This window comes from Streptomyces sp. NPDC057002 (assembly GCF_042673825.1).
GTDB lineage: Bacteria > Actinomycetota > Actinomycetes > Streptomycetales > Streptomycetaceae > Streptomyces.
The window spans coordinates 1,305,071-1,319,672 of record NZ_JBHURZ010000002.1 but is presented as its reverse complement, the minus strand read 5'-3'; the positions used below and the strand labels follow the sequence as shown (position 1 = coordinate 1,319,672).

General features: G+C 71.3%; 15 protein-coding genes. 9 read left to right on the top strand and 6 right to left on the bottom strand.

The genetic code is table 11. The annotated features are described in order from the left end of the window. The first annotated feature begins 9 nt into the window (after nucleotides 1-9). The 5 genes from ACFT32_RS14070 to ACFT32_RS14050 are packed head-to-tail and all read left to right on the top strand — an operon-like array spanning nucleotide 10 to nucleotide 6,668. Complete coding sequence (locus ACFT32_RS14070) at nucleotides 10-1,608, top strand: FAD-dependent oxidoreductase (RefSeq protein WP_382488720.1); 1,599 nt, start codon at nucleotides 10-12, stop codon at nucleotides 1,606-1,608. A gap of 39 nt (nucleotides 1,609-1,647) precedes the next feature. Continuing rightward, complete coding sequence (locus ACFT32_RS14065) at nucleotides 1,648-3,777, top strand: hydantoinase/oxoprolinase family protein (protein WP_382488718.1); 2,130 nt, start codon at nucleotides 1,648-1,650, stop codon at nucleotides 3,775-3,777. Continuing rightward, a complete protein-coding gene (locus ACFT32_RS14060) occupies nucleotides 3,774-4,361 on the top strand; it encodes a hypothetical protein (RefSeq protein ID WP_382488716.1) in 588 nt (195 codons plus the stop codon). The genes ACFT32_RS14065 and ACFT32_RS14060 overlap by 4 nt, the downstream gene beginning before the upstream one ends. A gap of 3 nt (nucleotides 4,362-4,364) precedes the next feature. Next, complete coding sequence (locus tag ACFT32_RS14055; protein WP_382488714.1) at nucleotides 4,365-5,645, top strand: transporter; 1,281 nt, start codon at nucleotides 4,365-4,367, stop codon at nucleotides 5,643-5,645. Nucleotides 5,646-5,666: 21 nt separating this feature from the next. Next, nucleotides 5,667-6,668 (top strand): hypothetical protein, encoded by a 1,002-nt coding sequence (locus ACFT32_RS14050; RefSeq protein ID WP_382488712.1) that lies wholly within the window; start codon nucleotides 5,667-5,669, stop codon nucleotides 6,666-6,668. Nucleotides 6,669-6,739: 71 nt separating this feature from the next. Here ACFT32_RS14050 and ACFT32_RS14045 read toward each other — a convergent pair whose 3' ends face one another. Beyond that, nucleotides 6,740-7,747 carry a trypsin-like serine peptidase gene (locus ACFT32_RS14045; RefSeq protein ID WP_382488710.1) on the bottom strand — a complete coding sequence of 336 codons (1,008 nt, stop codon included), beginning with the start codon at nucleotides 7,745-7,747 and terminating at the stop codon, nucleotides 6,740-6,742. 221 nt (nucleotides 7,748-7,968) lie between these two features. Then, complete coding sequence (locus ACFT32_RS14040; RefSeq protein WP_382488708.1) at nucleotides 7,969-8,445, bottom strand: SRPBCC family protein; 477 nt, start codon at nucleotides 8,443-8,445, stop codon at nucleotides 7,969-7,971. A gap of 209 nt (nucleotides 8,446-8,654) precedes the next feature. Between ACFT32_RS14040 and ACFT32_RS14035 the strand changes: the two genes are divergently transcribed. Then, nucleotides 8,655-9,056 carry a hypothetical protein gene (locus ACFT32_RS14035; RefSeq protein WP_382488913.1) on the top strand — a complete coding sequence of 134 codons (402 nt, stop codon included), beginning with the start codon at nucleotides 8,655-8,657 and terminating at the stop codon, nucleotides 9,054-9,056. A gap of 52 nt (nucleotides 9,057-9,108) precedes the next feature. On the opposite strand, the gene ACFT32_RS14030 is transcribed toward ACFT32_RS14035, so the two are convergent. From ACFT32_RS14030 to ACFT32_RS14020, 3 genes are all read right to left on the bottom strand, one after another. Beyond that, entirely contained in the window at nucleotides 9,109-9,399 is a 291-nt protein-coding gene (locus tag ACFT32_RS14030; RefSeq protein WP_382488706.1) for a zinc-ribbon domain-containing protein, read from the bottom strand. A gap of 127 nt (nucleotides 9,400-9,526) precedes the next feature. Continuing rightward, nucleotides 9,527-11,167: a phosphoglucomutase (alpha-D-glucose-1,6-bisphosphate-dependent) gene (gene pgm / locus ACFT32_RS14025; RefSeq protein WP_382488704.1), complete on the bottom strand. Its 1,641-nt coding sequence runs from the start codon at nucleotides 11,165-11,167 to the stop codon at nucleotides 9,527-9,529. Between the two features lie 292 nt (nucleotides 11,168-11,459). After that, nucleotides 11,460-11,888: a hypothetical protein gene (locus ACFT32_RS14020; protein WP_382488702.1), complete on the bottom strand. Its 429-nt coding sequence runs from the start codon at nucleotides 11,886-11,888 to the stop codon at nucleotides 11,460-11,462. A 138-nt stretch (nucleotides 11,889-12,026) separates the two neighbouring features. Between ACFT32_RS14020 and ACFT32_RS14015 the strand changes: the two genes are divergently transcribed. Continuing rightward, nucleotides 12,027-12,173, top strand: coding sequence for a hypothetical protein (locus ACFT32_RS14015; RefSeq protein ID WP_193482844.1), 147 nt, complete (start codon nucleotides 12,027-12,029; stop codon nucleotides 12,171-12,173). Between the two features lie 124 nt (nucleotides 12,174-12,297). Then, a complete protein-coding gene (locus ACFT32_RS14010; RefSeq protein WP_382488700.1) occupies nucleotides 12,298-13,167 on the top strand; it encodes a hypothetical protein in 870 nt (289 codons plus the stop codon). A 7-nt stretch (nucleotides 13,168-13,174) separates the two neighbouring features. On the opposite strand, the gene ACFT32_RS14005 is transcribed toward ACFT32_RS14010, so the two are convergent. Then, a complete protein-coding gene (locus tag ACFT32_RS14005) occupies nucleotides 13,175-14,125 on the bottom strand; it encodes a TIGR01777 family oxidoreductase (RefSeq protein ID WP_382488698.1) in 951 nt (316 codons plus the stop codon). Between the two features lie 115 nt (nucleotides 14,126-14,240). On the opposite strand from ACFT32_RS14005, the gene ACFT32_RS14000 reads away from it, so the two are divergent. After that, nucleotides 14,241-14,567 (top strand): antibiotic biosynthesis monooxygenase, encoded by a 327-nt coding sequence (locus ACFT32_RS14000; protein WP_059416674.1) that lies wholly within the window; start codon nucleotides 14,241-14,243, stop codon nucleotides 14,565-14,567. Nucleotides 14,568-14,602: the final 35 nt, after the last annotated feature.

The window sequence follows — 14,602 nt, the reverse complement described above, 5'->3', positions numbered from 1 at the left end:
AGGAGAAGCGTGATACCCGAAGCAGACATCCTCGTCGTGGGCGGCGGCCTCGGTGGCGTGGCCGCCGCGCTCGCCGCCTGCCGGGCGGGACGCCGCGTCGTGCTCACCGAGGAGACGGACTGGATCGGCGGCCAGCTCACCAGTCAAGCCGTGCCGCCCGACGAGCACCCGTGGGTGGAGCGGTTCGGCACGACCGCCTCGTACCGGCGGCTGCGCGAGGAGATCCGGCGGTACTACCGCCACTGGTACCCGCTGCGGGCCGAGGCGCTGGCGCTCACCGACCTCAACCCCGGCGCGGGCCGCGTCAGCAAGCTCTGCCACGAACCGAGGGTCGCCCTCGCGGTGCTGGAGGGCATGCTCGCGCCCCACCGTGCGGCGGGGCAGTTGACCGTGCTCACCGAGCACCGGCCGATTCTCGCGGAGTCCGACAACGATGTCGTACGGGCGGTGACCCTGAAGGATCTACGTGACGGAACCCACCGCACCCTCACCGCGCGCTACGTCCTGGACGCCACCGAAACGGGCGAACTCCTCCACCTCGCGGGCGTCGAGCACGCGAACGGGGCCGAGGCGCGCGCCGAGTTCGACGAACCGCACGCCCCGGACGAGGCCCAGCCCGGCAACCAGCAGGGCATCACGGTCTGCTTCGCGCTCTCGCACCACGAGGGCGAGGACCACACGATCGACCGGCCCGGGGATTTCGAGTTCTGGCGCGGCTACCGGCCCTCGTTCTGGCCCGGTCCCCTGCTCGGCTTCGAGGCACCCGACCCGCGCACGCTGGAGCCGGTGCCGCGGACCTTCGTACCGAATCCCGATCTCGACCCGCTCGCCGTCTCCGCCGACCAGAGCGCCGACGCCGGCGACAAGGAGCTGTGGGGCTTCCGCCGGATCCTCGCCCGCGGGCTGCACACGCCGGGCGCCTTCGACTCCGACATCACCCTCGTCAACTGGCCGCTCAACGACTACTGGCTCAAGCCGTACATCGGCCAGGAGGCCGAAGCGCTGCGCGGGGCACGGCAGTTGTCGCTGTCGCTGCTGTACTGGCTGCAGACCAAGGCACCGCGCCCGGACGGCGGCACCGGCTTCCCGGGCCTGCGGATCCGCCCGGACGTGACCGGCACGGCGGACGGCCTGGCCAAGGCGGCGTACGTCCGCGAGTCCCGTCGTGTCAAGGCCGTCACCACGGTCACCGAGCACGACGTGGCGATCGGCATCGTCGGCCCGTACGGCGGCACCCGGCACCGGGACTCCGTCGGCGTGGGCGGGTACCGCATCGATCTGCATCCCTCGACCGGCGGCGACAACTACATCGACGTCGGGTCGGTGCCCTTCGAGATCCCGCTCGGCGCGCTGGTGCCGCGGCGGGTCCGCAATCTGCTGCCCGCCGGCAAGAACATCGGCACGACCCACATCACCAACGGCTGCTACCGGCTCCACCCGGTGGAGTGGAACGTCGGCGAGGTCGCCGGTGCTCTCGCCGCGCACTGCCTGGCCGAGGGCGTCGAGCCGCATCAGGTGCAGGCCGACGAGAAGCGGTTCGAGGAGTTCGCCCGGCTGCTCGACCGCGATGGAGTGCAGCGCCACTGGCCGGATGTACGCGGCTACTGAACGCCCCCGCACATGGACGGTACAAGGAGGTGCCCGGACATGAACACACCCCGCATCCGCGTCGGCATCGACGTGGGCGGAACCTTCACCGACGCGGTGGCCGTGGACGCCACGACCCTCGAACTCCTGGGGCAGGTCAAGGTCCCCACCAGCCACCATCACGAGGACGGTGTCGCACACGGCATCGTCGAGGCCCTGGACCGGCTCCTGGAACGGACCGGCCGCGCCCCGGCCGACATCGCCTTCCTCGCGCACGGCACGACCCAGGCCACCAACGCCCTCCTGGAGGGCGACGTCGCGACCGTCGGATTGATCGGCATCGGGGCCGGCCCCTCGGCGGTCTTCACCCGGCGCCTCGCCTCGTTCAGCAGGCTCGAACTCGCCCCCGGGAAGAGGCTTCCGCTGGTCTACGCGCATGTCGCCGACCCTGACGACACGGAGGCCGTCCGCAGCGCCGTCGAACAGTTGGAGGGCGAAGGGGCCCAAGTCCTCGTCGCCAGCCAGCCGTTCAGTGTCGACCGGCCCGAGGGCGAGCGGGCCGTGCTGGACGCGGCACGGCCGTACGGGCTGCCGATGACCGCCGCGCACGAGATCACCTCGCTGTACGGGCTCCACAAGCGCACCCGCACCGCCGTGGTCAACGCCGCGATCCTGCCCCGCATGCTGGCCACCGCCGACCTCGTCGACGCCTCCATCACCAAGGCGGGCGTGACGGCGCCGCTGATGGTGATGCGCTGCGACGGCGGGGTGATGGCCCTCGACGAGATGCGCCGGCGGCCGCTCCTGACGGTGCTGTCGGGACCGGCCGCCGGGGTCGCGGGCGCGCTGATGCAGGAGCGGGTGAGCGAGGGAGCGTTCCTGGAGACCGGAGGCACCTCGACCGACATCAGCGTCGTACGCCGTGGCAAGGTCGCCGTCCGGCACGCCACCGTCCTCGGCAGGACCTCGTATCTGAACGCCCTCGACGTGCGCACGGTCGGCGTCGGCGGCGGATCCATGGTGCGGATCGGCGACCGCCGGGTGACGGGCGTGGGACCGCGCAGCGCCCATATCGCGGGACTGCCGTACGCCTGCTTCGCCTCCCCCGACCGGTTGCGCGAGGCCAAGGTGGCGACCGTCCGGCCCATGGACGGCGACCCCGCCGACTACGTCGTGCTCGACGCCGAGGGCGGGCGGTTCGCCGTCACCATGACCTGTGCCGCCAATGCCCTCGGCCGCGTCCCGGAGGGCGACTTCGCCCGCTGCGACCCGTCGAGTGCGCGTGCCGCGATAGCGCCGCTGGCCGCCGTGCTCGGCACCGACGTCGCGACCGCGGCCACGCGGATCCTCGACGCGGGCGTCGCCCAGGTGAAGTCGGTGGTGGACGCCATGATCCGCGACTACCGCCTCGACAAGGACACGGCCGTCCTCGTCGGCGGAGGCGGCGGGGCCGCGTCAGTCACCCCGCATCTCGCCCGCACCAGCGGCATGGAGGGCCGGATCGCCCGCCACAACGAGGTCATCAGCCCCATCGGTGTCGCCCTCGCGCTGGTGCGGGAACAGGTCGAGCGGATCGTGCCCGGCGCCTCGCAGGAGCAGATCCTCGCCGTCCGCGCCGAGGCGGAGCGGGCGGTCGTCGCCCAGGGCGCGGCCGCCGAGGGCGTCGAGGTCGAAGTCACCGTCGACCCGCAGACCAGCACCGTGCGCGCGGTCGCGACCGGTGCCACCGAACTGCGCACCCAGGACCGGTCCCACCGCGCCGACGACACCGAGCGGCTGCGTGCCGCGGCGGCGAGTCTCAAGGCCGACCCCGCGGCGGTCCAGGTCCTGGCGGGCACCGCCGCTCACACCGTCTACGGCACGCGGTCGCAGCGCCGTCTGCGCAAGGCTCTCCGGCCGGTACGGATCGTCGACATGGACGGCGTCGTACGCCACCACGCCTCCGACGCCCATGTGGAGACCACCACGGTGGCCGGCGCCCCGGAGGTGCTCGCCCGGCTCGTGAGGGAGTCCACCTCGTACGGCGACGGCGGGGTACGCGCTCCGGCTCTGCGCCTGCTGCTCGGCTCCCGCATCGCCGACCTGTCCGGCGTCCTCGATCCGCAGCCTCTGCTCGCGCTGGCCCGCAGCGAGTTGCGGACCCGCGCGGCCGACGAGCCGGTGGTCGCGGTCCTGGAGGTGCGGGCATGACGGCCGCAGCGGAGCAGCGGTCGAGTGATCCGGCGTCCGTCGACGACATCGAATGGGCCGTCCGGCTGCTGGCCGCCACGCCGACCCACGAGGGCCGCGACCGCGAGCTGCTGCGCCGATGGGCCCGGACAGCGGACGAGTTCGGGTCCCGGCTCGCTCCCGTCCCGTCCACGGCGCGCGTGGTCGAGCGGGACGGCGGCCTGGAGCGGATGCTGCTCGCCCGCTACACGTCACGGCCCCCGACGGTCGAGCTCTACACCGACACGCTCACGCTCGCCGAGGAGTTGGTCGACGCCCGCGGCTGGCGTGCCTGGTACCCGCCGGGTTCGGTGCGCGCGGCGGCGCTCGCCCACGAGGCCGTGCACGCCCACCTCCATCACGGCCCGGCGAAGGCCGCGCTCAAGCAGGCGCTCGGCCACACCGTGCTGCGCCTCGGACGGCACCGCGTGGCCGGTCATGTCGCCGGTGCCGAAGAGGTCGCCGCCCACGCCTACGCCAGAACCGTCTGCGGGCTAGGCCGCAGCCCCCTGCTCCTCACCGCGGCGCTGCGTGCCGCGCTCCCCCGGCCCGGAAGAGAGAACTGACCCATGGGTGTCGTGATCCTCCTCGTCATGGCGGCCGGTGTCGGCCTGATGCTCACCCGGAGACTTCCCACCGCCTTCGCGCTGGTGCTGCTGGCCGTCGTCATCGCCTTCCTCGCCGGAGCGCCGCTCACCGGCGAGAACAGCGTGCTGGACACGGTGCTCCAGGAAGGTGCGCCGGCTCTGGCCGCCACCATGATCGCGATCGTTCTGGGCTCCTGGCTGGGCAAGCTCCTCGACGAGACCGGTATCGCGGGCACGCTGGTCCGCAAGATCGTCGAGTTCGGCGGTGACCGGCCGACCGTGGTGGCCCTCGGCGTCCTCGGTGTGTCCGCCCTCGTCGGTACGGTGACCGGCTCGGCACCCGCCGCCATGCTGGCCGGGATCATCGGCATCCCGGCGATGATCGCCGTCGGCATGCCCAAGGTGACCGCCGCGGGCACGGTGCTGATGGGCATCGCCGTGGGCATCCCCTTCGAGCTGCCGGTGTGGCAGTTCTTCTCCACCGCGCTGGAGCTGCCGATCCCGACCGTGCGCGGCTTCATGGTGAAGCTTTTCCCGTTCGCGCTGGTCGCCGCCCTCGCGTTCGTCCTCGTCGAGACGCGACGGCGTGGCACCGAGCATGCCTGGTCGCTCAAGTCCCTGGATGCGAAGCCTCGTTCACGCCGCGCGGAGCTGGGCGACGCGCCCTGGTACGCGCTGCTCGCCCCCGCCGTGCCGCTCGTCCTGGCCCTGGGCTTCGAACTCGCCATCATTCCCTCGCTGCTGGCGGGCGTCCTGTACGCGCTGGTCACCACGACCCGGCCCGGCGAGATGAACAAGCGGCTGCTGCGCACCCTGTACGGCGGTTTCGAGGTGGCCGCCCCGCCGATCGTCCTGTTCGTCGCCATCGGCATCCTGCTCGCGGCGGTGAAACTGCCGGGCGCCGTGGAGGCCCTCGAACCCCTCGTCAAGGCCGTCAGCCCGCAGAACCCTGTGCTCTTCGTCCTCGTCTTCACGCTGCTCGTGCCGCTGTGCCTCTACCGCGGCCCGCTCAACGTGTTCGGGCTCGGCGCGGGCATCGCCGGTGTCCTCATCGCCACCGGCATCTACCCGGCGGCCGCCGTCCTCGGCATGACCACCTCGTACAACCAGGTATTCGGCGTCGCCGACCCGACCAGCACACAGACCGTGTGGAGCGCCCAGTACGCGGGGGTCACTCCGCAGCAGGTCATGGTGCGCACGCTGCCGTACGTCTGGGCGGTCGCCCTCGGCGGCCTGTGTGTCACCGCCGCCACCCACCTCTGAGTAGCGTCATAGGAGCCCACCATGCGCGAGCACCACCTCGACCGGCGCCTCTTCCTGCGCGCCGGCGCCGCCACCGGAGCCGCTCTCACCGTCGGGACGGCCGTGGGTGCCCAGCCCGCGGCCGCCGCGCCCGGCGGATTTCCCGACTACAAGTACGTCCGCACCCTGCTGACGGCGTCCCAGCTCAAGTACAACCCGACCGACGAGATCATCTTCCCCTGCATCCGGGGCGTCTACGACAAGCTGAGCTCCCCCCTCGGCCGCTACTACCTGTACTACGCGCCGCACGACCCGCCCGGCGGGATCTGCCTGGCCTACGGCAACTCACTGGAGGGCCCGTTCACGGAGTACCCGTCGAACCCGATCGTCTCCAACAAGTGGTCAGGGCATTACTCCGTCAGCCATGTCTCGTCGCCCCACGTGCTGTGGAACCAGGACGCCAAGGAGCTCTGGCTGTACTTCCACGGCGAGAACACCACGACCCGCCTCGCCCGCTCGAAGGACGGGATCCACTTCACGTACGACAAGGGCGTGCTGTCGACCGCCATGCTCCCGGCAGGCACCACGGAGGCGTCGTACGCCCGGGTCTTCCGCCACGACCTGCCCTCACGCGGCGCCCGCTACGTGATGGTCTTCATGCTCAACAACACCACCGACCACCGTGACATCGCCTGGGGTTGGTCCGCAGACGGCCGTACCTGGACCTACGACCAGAAGCCGCTGATCCGGCACAGCGACGTCGGCGCCGTCAACGTCGGCGGTCCGCACCTGCTGCACCGCAACAACAGCACCTACGTCGTCTACAACAAGGACAAGTCCAGCGGCGGCGACATCATGATCACCGAGGTCGGCAACGACTTCGGCAAGCGCGATCACCTCGGTGTCTTCTACAACTCCCGCAGCGCGGCTCCGGAGAACGGGCGCGCCGCGGCGCCTTCCTTCGGCACCGACGGTGGCGTCCCGTACATGATCTACGAGGCGGGAGAGCGGCTCGCGGGGGCCATCGCGGTGGCCCGGGGCTGAGCCGGCGCGCGGGAGCCGGGCCCTCTCCCGTGGTGGGGCGGAGGACCCGGGCTCCCGGCTGGTGCGACGGCTCAGGACGACTGGGCGCTCTGGTACAGGTTCTGCGCGTCCGCGCCGAAGTACGGGCCGTACATGGCGTTCGGCAGGAAGTTGTACTTGAAGCTGTTCACCGAGGACTGCAGTCCGGTCCCGGTGGCCTCGTCGAACTGGGTGAACCAGGGGCCTCCGCTGGAGCCTCCGGTCATGTTGCAGGTCAGGCCGTGGTCGCTGGACAGCAGGAAGTCCCGGAAGGTGGTTCCGCTGCAGTAGATGAACTTCTCGCCGTCGTACGGAGCGGCGGCCGGGAAGCCGAAGGAGTACATGGCCTTGTTGTAGCCGGTGTTGAAGGCCAGCCCCTGGCCGCCGACGACATCGGTCAGCCGCTTCCCGTCCAGCGGGGCGACGACGGCGGCGCCGATGTCGTAGTTGATGTCCTCACTGGCCGTCCACTGCGGCGTGGACAGGGTCTTGGACGCGGCCCAGGTGCCGTACGGGCGCTGGCCGTCGTGGTAGCCGGGCACGAACACCCAGTTGGTGTGCCAGGCTCCCTGCATCTTCACGCAGTGCCCGGCGGTGATGACGGTGCTCTTGTTGGCGCTGGTGACGGCGTTGCCGGAGCAGGAGGCGGTCCGCCCCTGGTAGCTGAAGAACACCCGCCCCGCGGTCTTGGCCACCGCTCCCCCGCCGGTCCAGGGGCCGCCGCCGTGCGGGATCGCCAGGGGTCCCACGTCGGAGACGGATGTGCTGGGTGCCACGACGGTCGCCTTGCCCTTGCGGGGTGCGGTTGCCCGTACGTCGGAGCGGTCGACGGACAGGATGTCGAGCGGGGTGGCCGCGCGCATCCGCTGCGGGGTCCAGAAGTCGAGGGCGCTCTGCTGCGCCGAGGGTGCCATGACTCCCGGTTCGGGCACGGCGCCCGCCGGTGCGGCGGTGACACCGGTCGCCAGGAGTGCGGCGACGCCGGCGAGTGCGCCGAGGACGGTGTGGCGAACGCGGGTGGTGCCGCCGGACGAGCGAAGGCTGCGGGGTCTGCCTATCACGCGGTCTCCTTCTGCTGCGGGGGCCGGGCGGCGGGGAACCGTCCGCCCGGTCAGGCAGGGGTGTCACTGCGGACAGTCAGAGGGCAGCGTGCCACCGGGAGGCCGATATGGACAGGTGCATGTCATAACGATGGCCGAATTCTCACCTCTTCTCCGCGCGCGCACGCACAAAGGACCCGGCCTCCACGGTGGAGGCCGGGTCCGGGACGGAGCGTGAGGGGTCAGAGAACGGGGCCGGTGCCGCCGGGCTGGATGCGTCCGCGCCAGGCGCCGGACTCGGCTCCGCGCTCCTCGATGTACTGCTTGAAGCGCTTCATGTCGCCCTTGACCCGGCGGTCGATCGTGCCCGTCATGTCCGCCGCCTTCTCCGCGGCTCCGCTGGGCTCGATGTCCATCACCAGCTCGACCCTGGTGTGGGTGTCGTCGACGCGCTCGAAGCGGACAGAGCCCCGCTGATTGATGTCGCCGCTGGTCGTGCGCCAGGTGACGCGCTCGTCGGCCAGCTGGTCGACGATCTCGGTGTCGAACTCGCGCCGTACTCCGCTGATCTTGGTGGTCCAGTGGTTGTGGCGGTCGTCCAGTTGCCTGACCTCCTCGACGCCCTCCATGAACTTCGGGAACTCCTCGAACTGCGTCCACTGGTTGTAGGCGGTGTGGACGGGGACGTCGACTTCCACGGTTTCCTTGACGGTGCTCATCTTCATGCCTCCGTTTTCACTGATCGACTGCAGGAGGCCCATCGGCCCGCAGCACAGGTCCGGGCCCGTGGCGGGCCGGGTACCCGAGATCTTGCGGATGCCACACGGATCTGCGCCGATCCGGGAAGGAAGCGGAACGGGCCCGGCCGTTGATCGAACATGGATACGATCCCGGCGTGCGCCTTCCCCGCTCCGCCTCGGGCTGGACCATGGCCGTCTTCGGCGTGCTCGCCGCCGCCCTCGGGGCGGTGGGTCTGGTCTCGCCGGCCGCGCAGTTGTCGCTGCTCGGGCTCTCCGCTCCGGATGGGCGCGCCGCCGGGGACCTCACGCCCGCGTTCATGACGGCGTCGTCCATGGCCGCGCTCAACATGGGCGTGTACTACGGGCTGGCGGCCTTGGCCGACTGGCGGGCCTTCTTCCGGTGGACCGTGCCGTTCCGGCTGCTCACCTGCACCGTCTTCACCGTCGCCGCGCTCGGCGGGAGGGCGCCGGGTGTCTTCGTCGGGGTGGGCCTGTGGGAGGGAGCGGGGGCGGTCGCGACGGCTGTGGCGCTGCGGTACGAGCGGCGGCGCCCGGCACCGGAGGGTGCGGCGCCCGTGGGCGACCGGTGAGCTGATCGCCGTAGGCGGGACCGCAGGCGCTCACCGGTCGCGGTGCTGGGCCCTAGAAGCGGTGGTGCTGCTGCTCCGGCTGCCCGTGCGGCTGACCACCCTGGCCGCCCGCGTTCTGGATCTGCAACTGCTCCGCCTGCTCGTTGGTCACCTTCTGTTCCGCGCCGCAGAAGGTGCACTGCGTCAGGTACTTCGTCGAGATCGGGAACAGCGGCACGAAGAACAGCGTGAACTTCGTGACGCGCTTCCTGAGCGTGTGCGCGGCGGGATTGCCGCACTGCCCGCAGACCAGCGTCAGTATCGCCAGCTGGTACAGGTACCCCTTGGTGCCAAAGATGATCACGTGACAATCCTTCCCGGATCGGATCTGCCCCCAGTGTCCTGCATCGCGGCCCGGCGGGACGAGCCGGCAGCCCGTACGGCCCGGGCCACGATGACGTGGCCCGGGCCGTGTCCGGTCCTCTCGGCGCTCAGCCGCCCAGTGCCGTCAGCACCACGCTCTTGGCCTCCTCCTGGACCCGGCCGAGGTGGTCGGGGCCGAGGAAGGACTCGGCGTAGATCTTGTAGACGTCCTCGGTGCCCGAGGGGCGGGCCGCGAACCAGGCGTTGTCCGTGCTCACCTTGATGCCGCCGATGGGAGCGCCGTTGCCCGGGGCCTCGGTGAGGACGGCGGTGACCGCGTCTCCGGCCAGGGTGTCCGCGCTGACCTGGGCCGGGGAGAGCTTGGCGAGCAGGGCCTTCTCCTCGCGGGACGCCGGGGCGTCGATGCGAGCGTAGGCGGGCTCGCCGAAGCGGGCGGCCAGCGTGGCGTAGTGCTCCGACGGGCTCTTGCCGGTGACGGCAGTGATCTCGGAGGCGAGCAGCGCCAGGATGATGCCGTCCTTGTCGGTGGTCCACACCGAGCCGTCCCGGCGCAGGAAGGATGCCCCGGCGGACTCCTCCCCGCCGAAGCCGATGGTGCCGCCGGCCAGCCCGTCCACGAACCACTTGAACCCGACGGGCACCTCGACCAGTTCACGGCCGAGGTCAGCGGCGACGCGGTCGATCATGGCGGAGGACACCAGGGTCTTGCCGATGCCGGTGGCGGCAGGCCAGCGGTCGCGGTGGGCGTACAGGTAGGAGATGGCGACGGCCAGGTAGTGGTTGGGGTTCATGAGGCCCGCGTCCGGGGTGACGATGCCGTGCCGGTCGGCGTCGGCGTCGTTGCCGGTGGAGATCTGGAAGCGGTCGCGCTGCTCGATGAGCGAGGCCATCGCGTACGGCGACGAGCAGTCCATGCGGATCTTGCCGTCCCAGTCCAGCGTCATGAACCGCCAGGTGGGGTCGGTGTGCGGGTTGACGACGGTGAGGTCAATGCCGTGCTGTTCGGCGATGCGGCCCCAGTAGGCGACGGACGCCCCGCCCAGCGGGTCCGCCCCGATCCGCACCCCGGCCGCCCGGATCGCGTCCAGGTCGAGCACGCTGGGCAGGTCCGTGACATAGGTGCCCAGGAAGTCGTAGCGGCCGGTGGTGGGAGCGGCGAGGGCGCGGGCGTAGGGGATGCGCCGTACGTCCTTCAGGCCGCCCCGGATGATCTCGTTGGCCCGGTCCTGGATCCAGGACGTGGCGTCGGAGGCGGCGGGGCCGCCGCTGGGCGGGTTGTACTTGAACCCTCCGTCGGCGGGCGGGTTGTGGGAGGGCGTGACCACGACGCCGTCCGCGAGACCCGTGGTGCGGCCGCGGTTGTGGGCGAGGATGGCGTGCGAGACGGCCGGGGTCGGCGTGTAGCCGTCCGCGTCGTCGATCAGCACCGTCACCTCGTTGGCGGCGAACACCTCCAGGGCGGTGACGCGCGCGGGCTCCGACAGGGCGTGTGTGTCGGCGCCCAGGAAGAGCGGGCCGGTGATGCCCTGATCGGCGCGGTACTCGCAGATGGCCTGGCTGGTGGCGGCGATGTGGTCGTCGTTGAACGCGCTCGCCAGGGACGATCCGCGGTGTCCGGAGGTCCCGAACGTGACGCGCTGCCCCGGATCGTCCAGGTCGGGGTGGAGCGCGTAGTACGCGGTCACCAGCCGGGCCACATCGACGAGATCCTCGAAACCGGCCGGATTGCCCGCTCGCTCGTGCTGCATGGGCCCGCTCCTCCGCATGGGTTGATCCTTCGCTTGCGGTCTCATCCTTCCTCGTCACGGCGGTGCCGCGCGAGGGGGACACCACTACGAGGGCCGGATGTGCGCCAAGCCACGGGAAGGAGAGGTCTCGAACGGCGGAAGTTGCTATGGAGCACACGGAGGCGGTGCCTTCGGACGCCGGGGCGCGTCACAGACCGCAAGGAGGCGGCGCCGCGGACCACCGGGGCGTCCGGTGATGCGCGCCGCGCCGCCTGTCCTCCTCGTGGCCGTCACGTCGACGCCCTTGCCGTGGTCAGATCCGTCCGCCGGTGAACCGGGTGACGGGACCGTGCGCGCCGCGTTCCGCGCGCCGTCCCACCGCGTACGACGCGGCGCTCAGGGCGGTCAGGCCGGCTCCGACGCCCGCGGCGACGAGCTTGCGGTGGGCGATGACCGTCCAGGCCGTCTTCGCCGTGGCCGCGACGTGGCCCGAGGCCGTGACGACCGCCTGGCGGCCGGCCTCGACGCCCTTGGCCGCGGTCTGCATGGCCGCCGTGGTCGCCTCGGCGGAGCGCTCGGCGCCGGCCTTGACCGCTGACCCCGCGTCATCGACCTTGGCCGCCGCACGCTTCGCGGCCTGGGTCGTCGGCGCGGTCGCCTTGTCGGTCGCGTTGCGCGCCTTGGACTCCGTCGTCTGAATGGTGGTCGGCTTGTGATTCGTGCGCTTGTTCTGTTCAGTCATGGACACCGACTTGCCTCTGACTCCGTCGGCAAACACGTTCGGTCGCCCGCTGTCGGGGCGGGTGAGGGCTGAGCCCCTCGTCGGAGGGGTAGGCGGGCTACAGACAACAAGCACGTCAGACACGAAGGAAGGTGCCTCATGGCCAACATCCTGGATCGCATCAAGCAGTTCGCCCGGAGTCCGCAGGGGCGGCGGGCCGTCGAGCAGGCCCGGCGGGCCGCGGCCGACCCCCGCAAGCGGGCCCAGGCCCAGCGTCTGCTGGGCAAGCTCCGCGGCCGCCGCTGACCGGACCCGGCATCCGCACCGGCCGCGTCACGAACCTCCCGGTGACCAACTCCTCGTACCGACACGTGTGTTCATGTCCGGTTCGGGCACTTGGGTCGCACCACACCTGAGAGGAGCTGGTTCGATGAGCAGGGCGGGGAACGGCAGGAGGGTCTGTGCCTTAGGCGTCGCCGGTGTCCTGGCGGGAACGGTGCTGACCGGCTGCGGCGACGACGGGGACACCGGCGACGGTGCGCGGGGTTCCTCCGCAGACGGCGGCACCCGGGAGCGCGGCACCCAGGCGGTGCGCTCGGCCTACGACAGGACGGCCGAGGAGGACACCGCCGAGGTGAAGCTGCGGGTGCGTACCTCGGCCCAGGGCGCCTCGGAGTCGGCCGAGGGGCAGGGCGTCGTGGACCTGGACGACGGCGACAGCGTCATGACACTCACGGTGCGGGGGCAGCGGATCGAGCAGCGCGTGATCGATCGGGTGCTGTACCAGAAGATGCCGAAGGGCCAGGCGCCGGACGGCAAGCCCTGGATCAAGATCGACCTGGGGAAGGTCGCCGGGAAGCAGGGCGCCGGCGACAACTCCATGAGCGACCCGGCGCAGTCGGCGGCGTACGCCAAAGCCATCACGGACAAGGACGTGACCGAGAAGGGCACGGCCACGATCGGCGGGGTGAGGACCACGCACTACCGCGTATCCGTCGACGTCGCCGAGCTGCCCGGCGGCGACACGCTTCGCAAGCAGGTCGGCCCTACGCTGCCGATGGACGTGTGGCTGGACGACGACGGCCGGATGCGCCGTCAGCAGATCGACATGACCCTCAAGGCGCCGACGCCGACGCAGCGGTCCTCCACCGACGCCTCGTCCGCGCCGCAGAAGGTCACGGTGCGCACGGTCATGGACTTCACCGGCTTCGGTACCGAGGTGGAGGCGGACGAGCCGCCGGCCGGGCAGGTCACGGACATGACCGGCAAGGTCCTGGAGCAGGGCAAGGGACAGAGCTGACCCCGGCTCACCTCAGGTCGCGGCCGCGGACCCGCCGCACGAGGTCGTCCGCGGCCTCCGGCCAGCCGGGGTGGTCGAAAGCAAAGCCCGCTTCGAGCAGACGGCCGGGGACGACGCGGCGGCTCTTCAGGAGCAGTTCGGTGTCCGAACGCAGCACGAAGGCGCCTGCTTCGGCCATCCAGCGCGTCGCGGGCAGCCCCACCGGCATCCCCCAGGCGGTACGCAGGGCGCGCATGAAGGCGCGCTGCGGCAGCGGCGTGGGAGCGGCGATGTTGACCGGGCCCGTGATGTCGTCCCGGGCGACGAGGAACTCCACCGCCCGGACGAAGTCCCGGTCGTGGATCCAGGACACGTACTGCGCACCGCCGGCGACCGGGCCGCCGAGGCCGAGCCGGGCCATCCGCAACAGGACGTCGAAGACTCCGCCGCGGTCCGGGCTCATCACCATGGCGGCGCGCAGGGCCACCTTCCGGGTGGCCGGTGTGCCGGCCGTCTCCTGCTCCCGTTCCCAGGCCTTGGCGATGTCGACGCTGTAGGCCCAGTAGCCGGGGGTGCCGGGTTCGGCTCCGCCGATCACGCCGGTGGCCTCGTCGTTGGGCGCGTCGAAGCGGTGGGCGTAGATCGTCGCGGTGCTCATCTGGAGCCAGACCCGGGGCGGCCGGGCGGCTTTGGCGATGGCCTCGCCCACGACCCGGGCGGAGTCGACCCGCGAGTCCATCATGTCGCGGAGGTTGGCCGGGGTGTAGCGGCAGCTCACGCTCCGGCCGGCCAGGTTGACGACGACATCGCTGCCGTCGATCTCCTGTGCCCACGGGCCCGGGGTCGCGCCGTCCCAGTGCACTTCGCCCTGGCGTGCGGGACGCCTGGTCAGGACCACGACGTCATGTCCGGCGGCGCTCAGCGCACGCTTGAGGAACGTGCCGACCTGTCCGGTCCCGCCGGGTATCACGATCTTCATGAAGGCCTCCCCCTCGACGTGTGGGATCGACCCTAGCCCATATTTGAACGCGTTCAAAACTTCCGACGGCGCAGCTCCCGGTCGGCGCGGATGTGCCATCGGGCAAGATGGGGCCATGAGCGTAGTCAAGATCAATGTGCTGACCGTGCCCGCCGAGCAGCGGGAGACGCTGGAGAAGCGGTTCGCCTCCCGCGCGCACACCGTGGAGAGCTCCGACGGGTTCGAGTGGTTCGAGCTCCTCCGCCCGGTGGAGGGCACCGACACCTACCTCGTCTACACGCGGTGGCGTGACGAGGCATCGTTCCAGGCCTGGATGGAGGGGCCGATGAAGGCCGCGCACCAGGGCGGCGGCGAGGGCGGCGAGCGGCCCAAGCCCGCCGCGAGCGACTCGACCCTCTGGTCCTTCGAGGTCGTACAGCAGGCGGGGCCGAAGGGCGCGTAACCCGCTTGATCGCATGTGAAAGGTCCCCCCGCCCG

Excerpts from the sequence above, each read along its gene's own strand:
- ACFT32_RS14065 (WP_382488718.1), top strand. The coding sequence starts at position 1,648 with ATGAACACACCCCGCATCCGCGTCGGCATCGACGTGGGCGGAACCTTC.
- ACFT32_RS14060 (WP_382488716.1), top strand. The coding sequence starts at position 3,774 with ATGACGGCCGCAGCGGAGCAGCGGTCGAGTGATCCGGCGTCCGTCGAC.
- ACFT32_RS14055 (WP_382488714.1), top strand. The coding sequence starts at position 4,365 with ATGGGTGTCGTGATCCTCCTCGTCATGGCGGCCGGTGTCGGCCTGATG.
- ACFT32_RS14050 (WP_382488712.1), top strand. The coding sequence starts at position 5,667 with ATGCGCGAGCACCACCTCGACCGGCGCCTCTTCCTGCGCGCCGGCGCC.
- ACFT32_RS14040 (WP_382488708.1), bottom strand. The coding sequence starts at position 8,445 with ATGAGCACCGTCAAGGAAACCGTGGAAGTCGACGTCCCCGTCCACACC.
- ACFT32_RS14035 (WP_382488913.1), top strand. The coding sequence starts at position 8,655 with ATGGCCGTCTTCGGCGTGCTCGCCGCCGCCCTCGGGGCGGTGGGTCTG.
- pgm (WP_382488704.1), bottom strand. The coding sequence starts at position 11,167 with ATGCAGCACGAGCGAGCGGGCAATCCGGCCGGTTTCGAGGATCTCGTC.
- ACFT32_RS14020 (WP_382488702.1), bottom strand. The coding sequence starts at position 11,888 with ATGACTGAACAGAACAAGCGCACGAATCACAAGCCGACCACCATTCAG.
- ACFT32_RS14015 (WP_193482844.1), top strand. The coding sequence starts at position 12,027 with ATGGCCAACATCCTGGATCGCATCAAGCAGTTCGCCCGGAGTCCGCAG.
- ACFT32_RS14010 (WP_382488700.1), top strand. The coding sequence starts at position 12,298 with ATGAGCAGGGCGGGGAACGGCAGGAGGGTCTGTGCCTTAGGCGTCGCC.
- ACFT32_RS14005 (WP_382488698.1), bottom strand. The coding sequence starts at position 14,125 with ATGAAGATCGTGATACCCGGCGGGACCGGACAGGTCGGCACGTTCCTC.
- ACFT32_RS14000 (WP_059416674.1), top strand. The coding sequence starts at position 14,241 with ATGAGCGTAGTCAAGATCAATGTGCTGACCGTGCCCGCCGAGCAGCGG.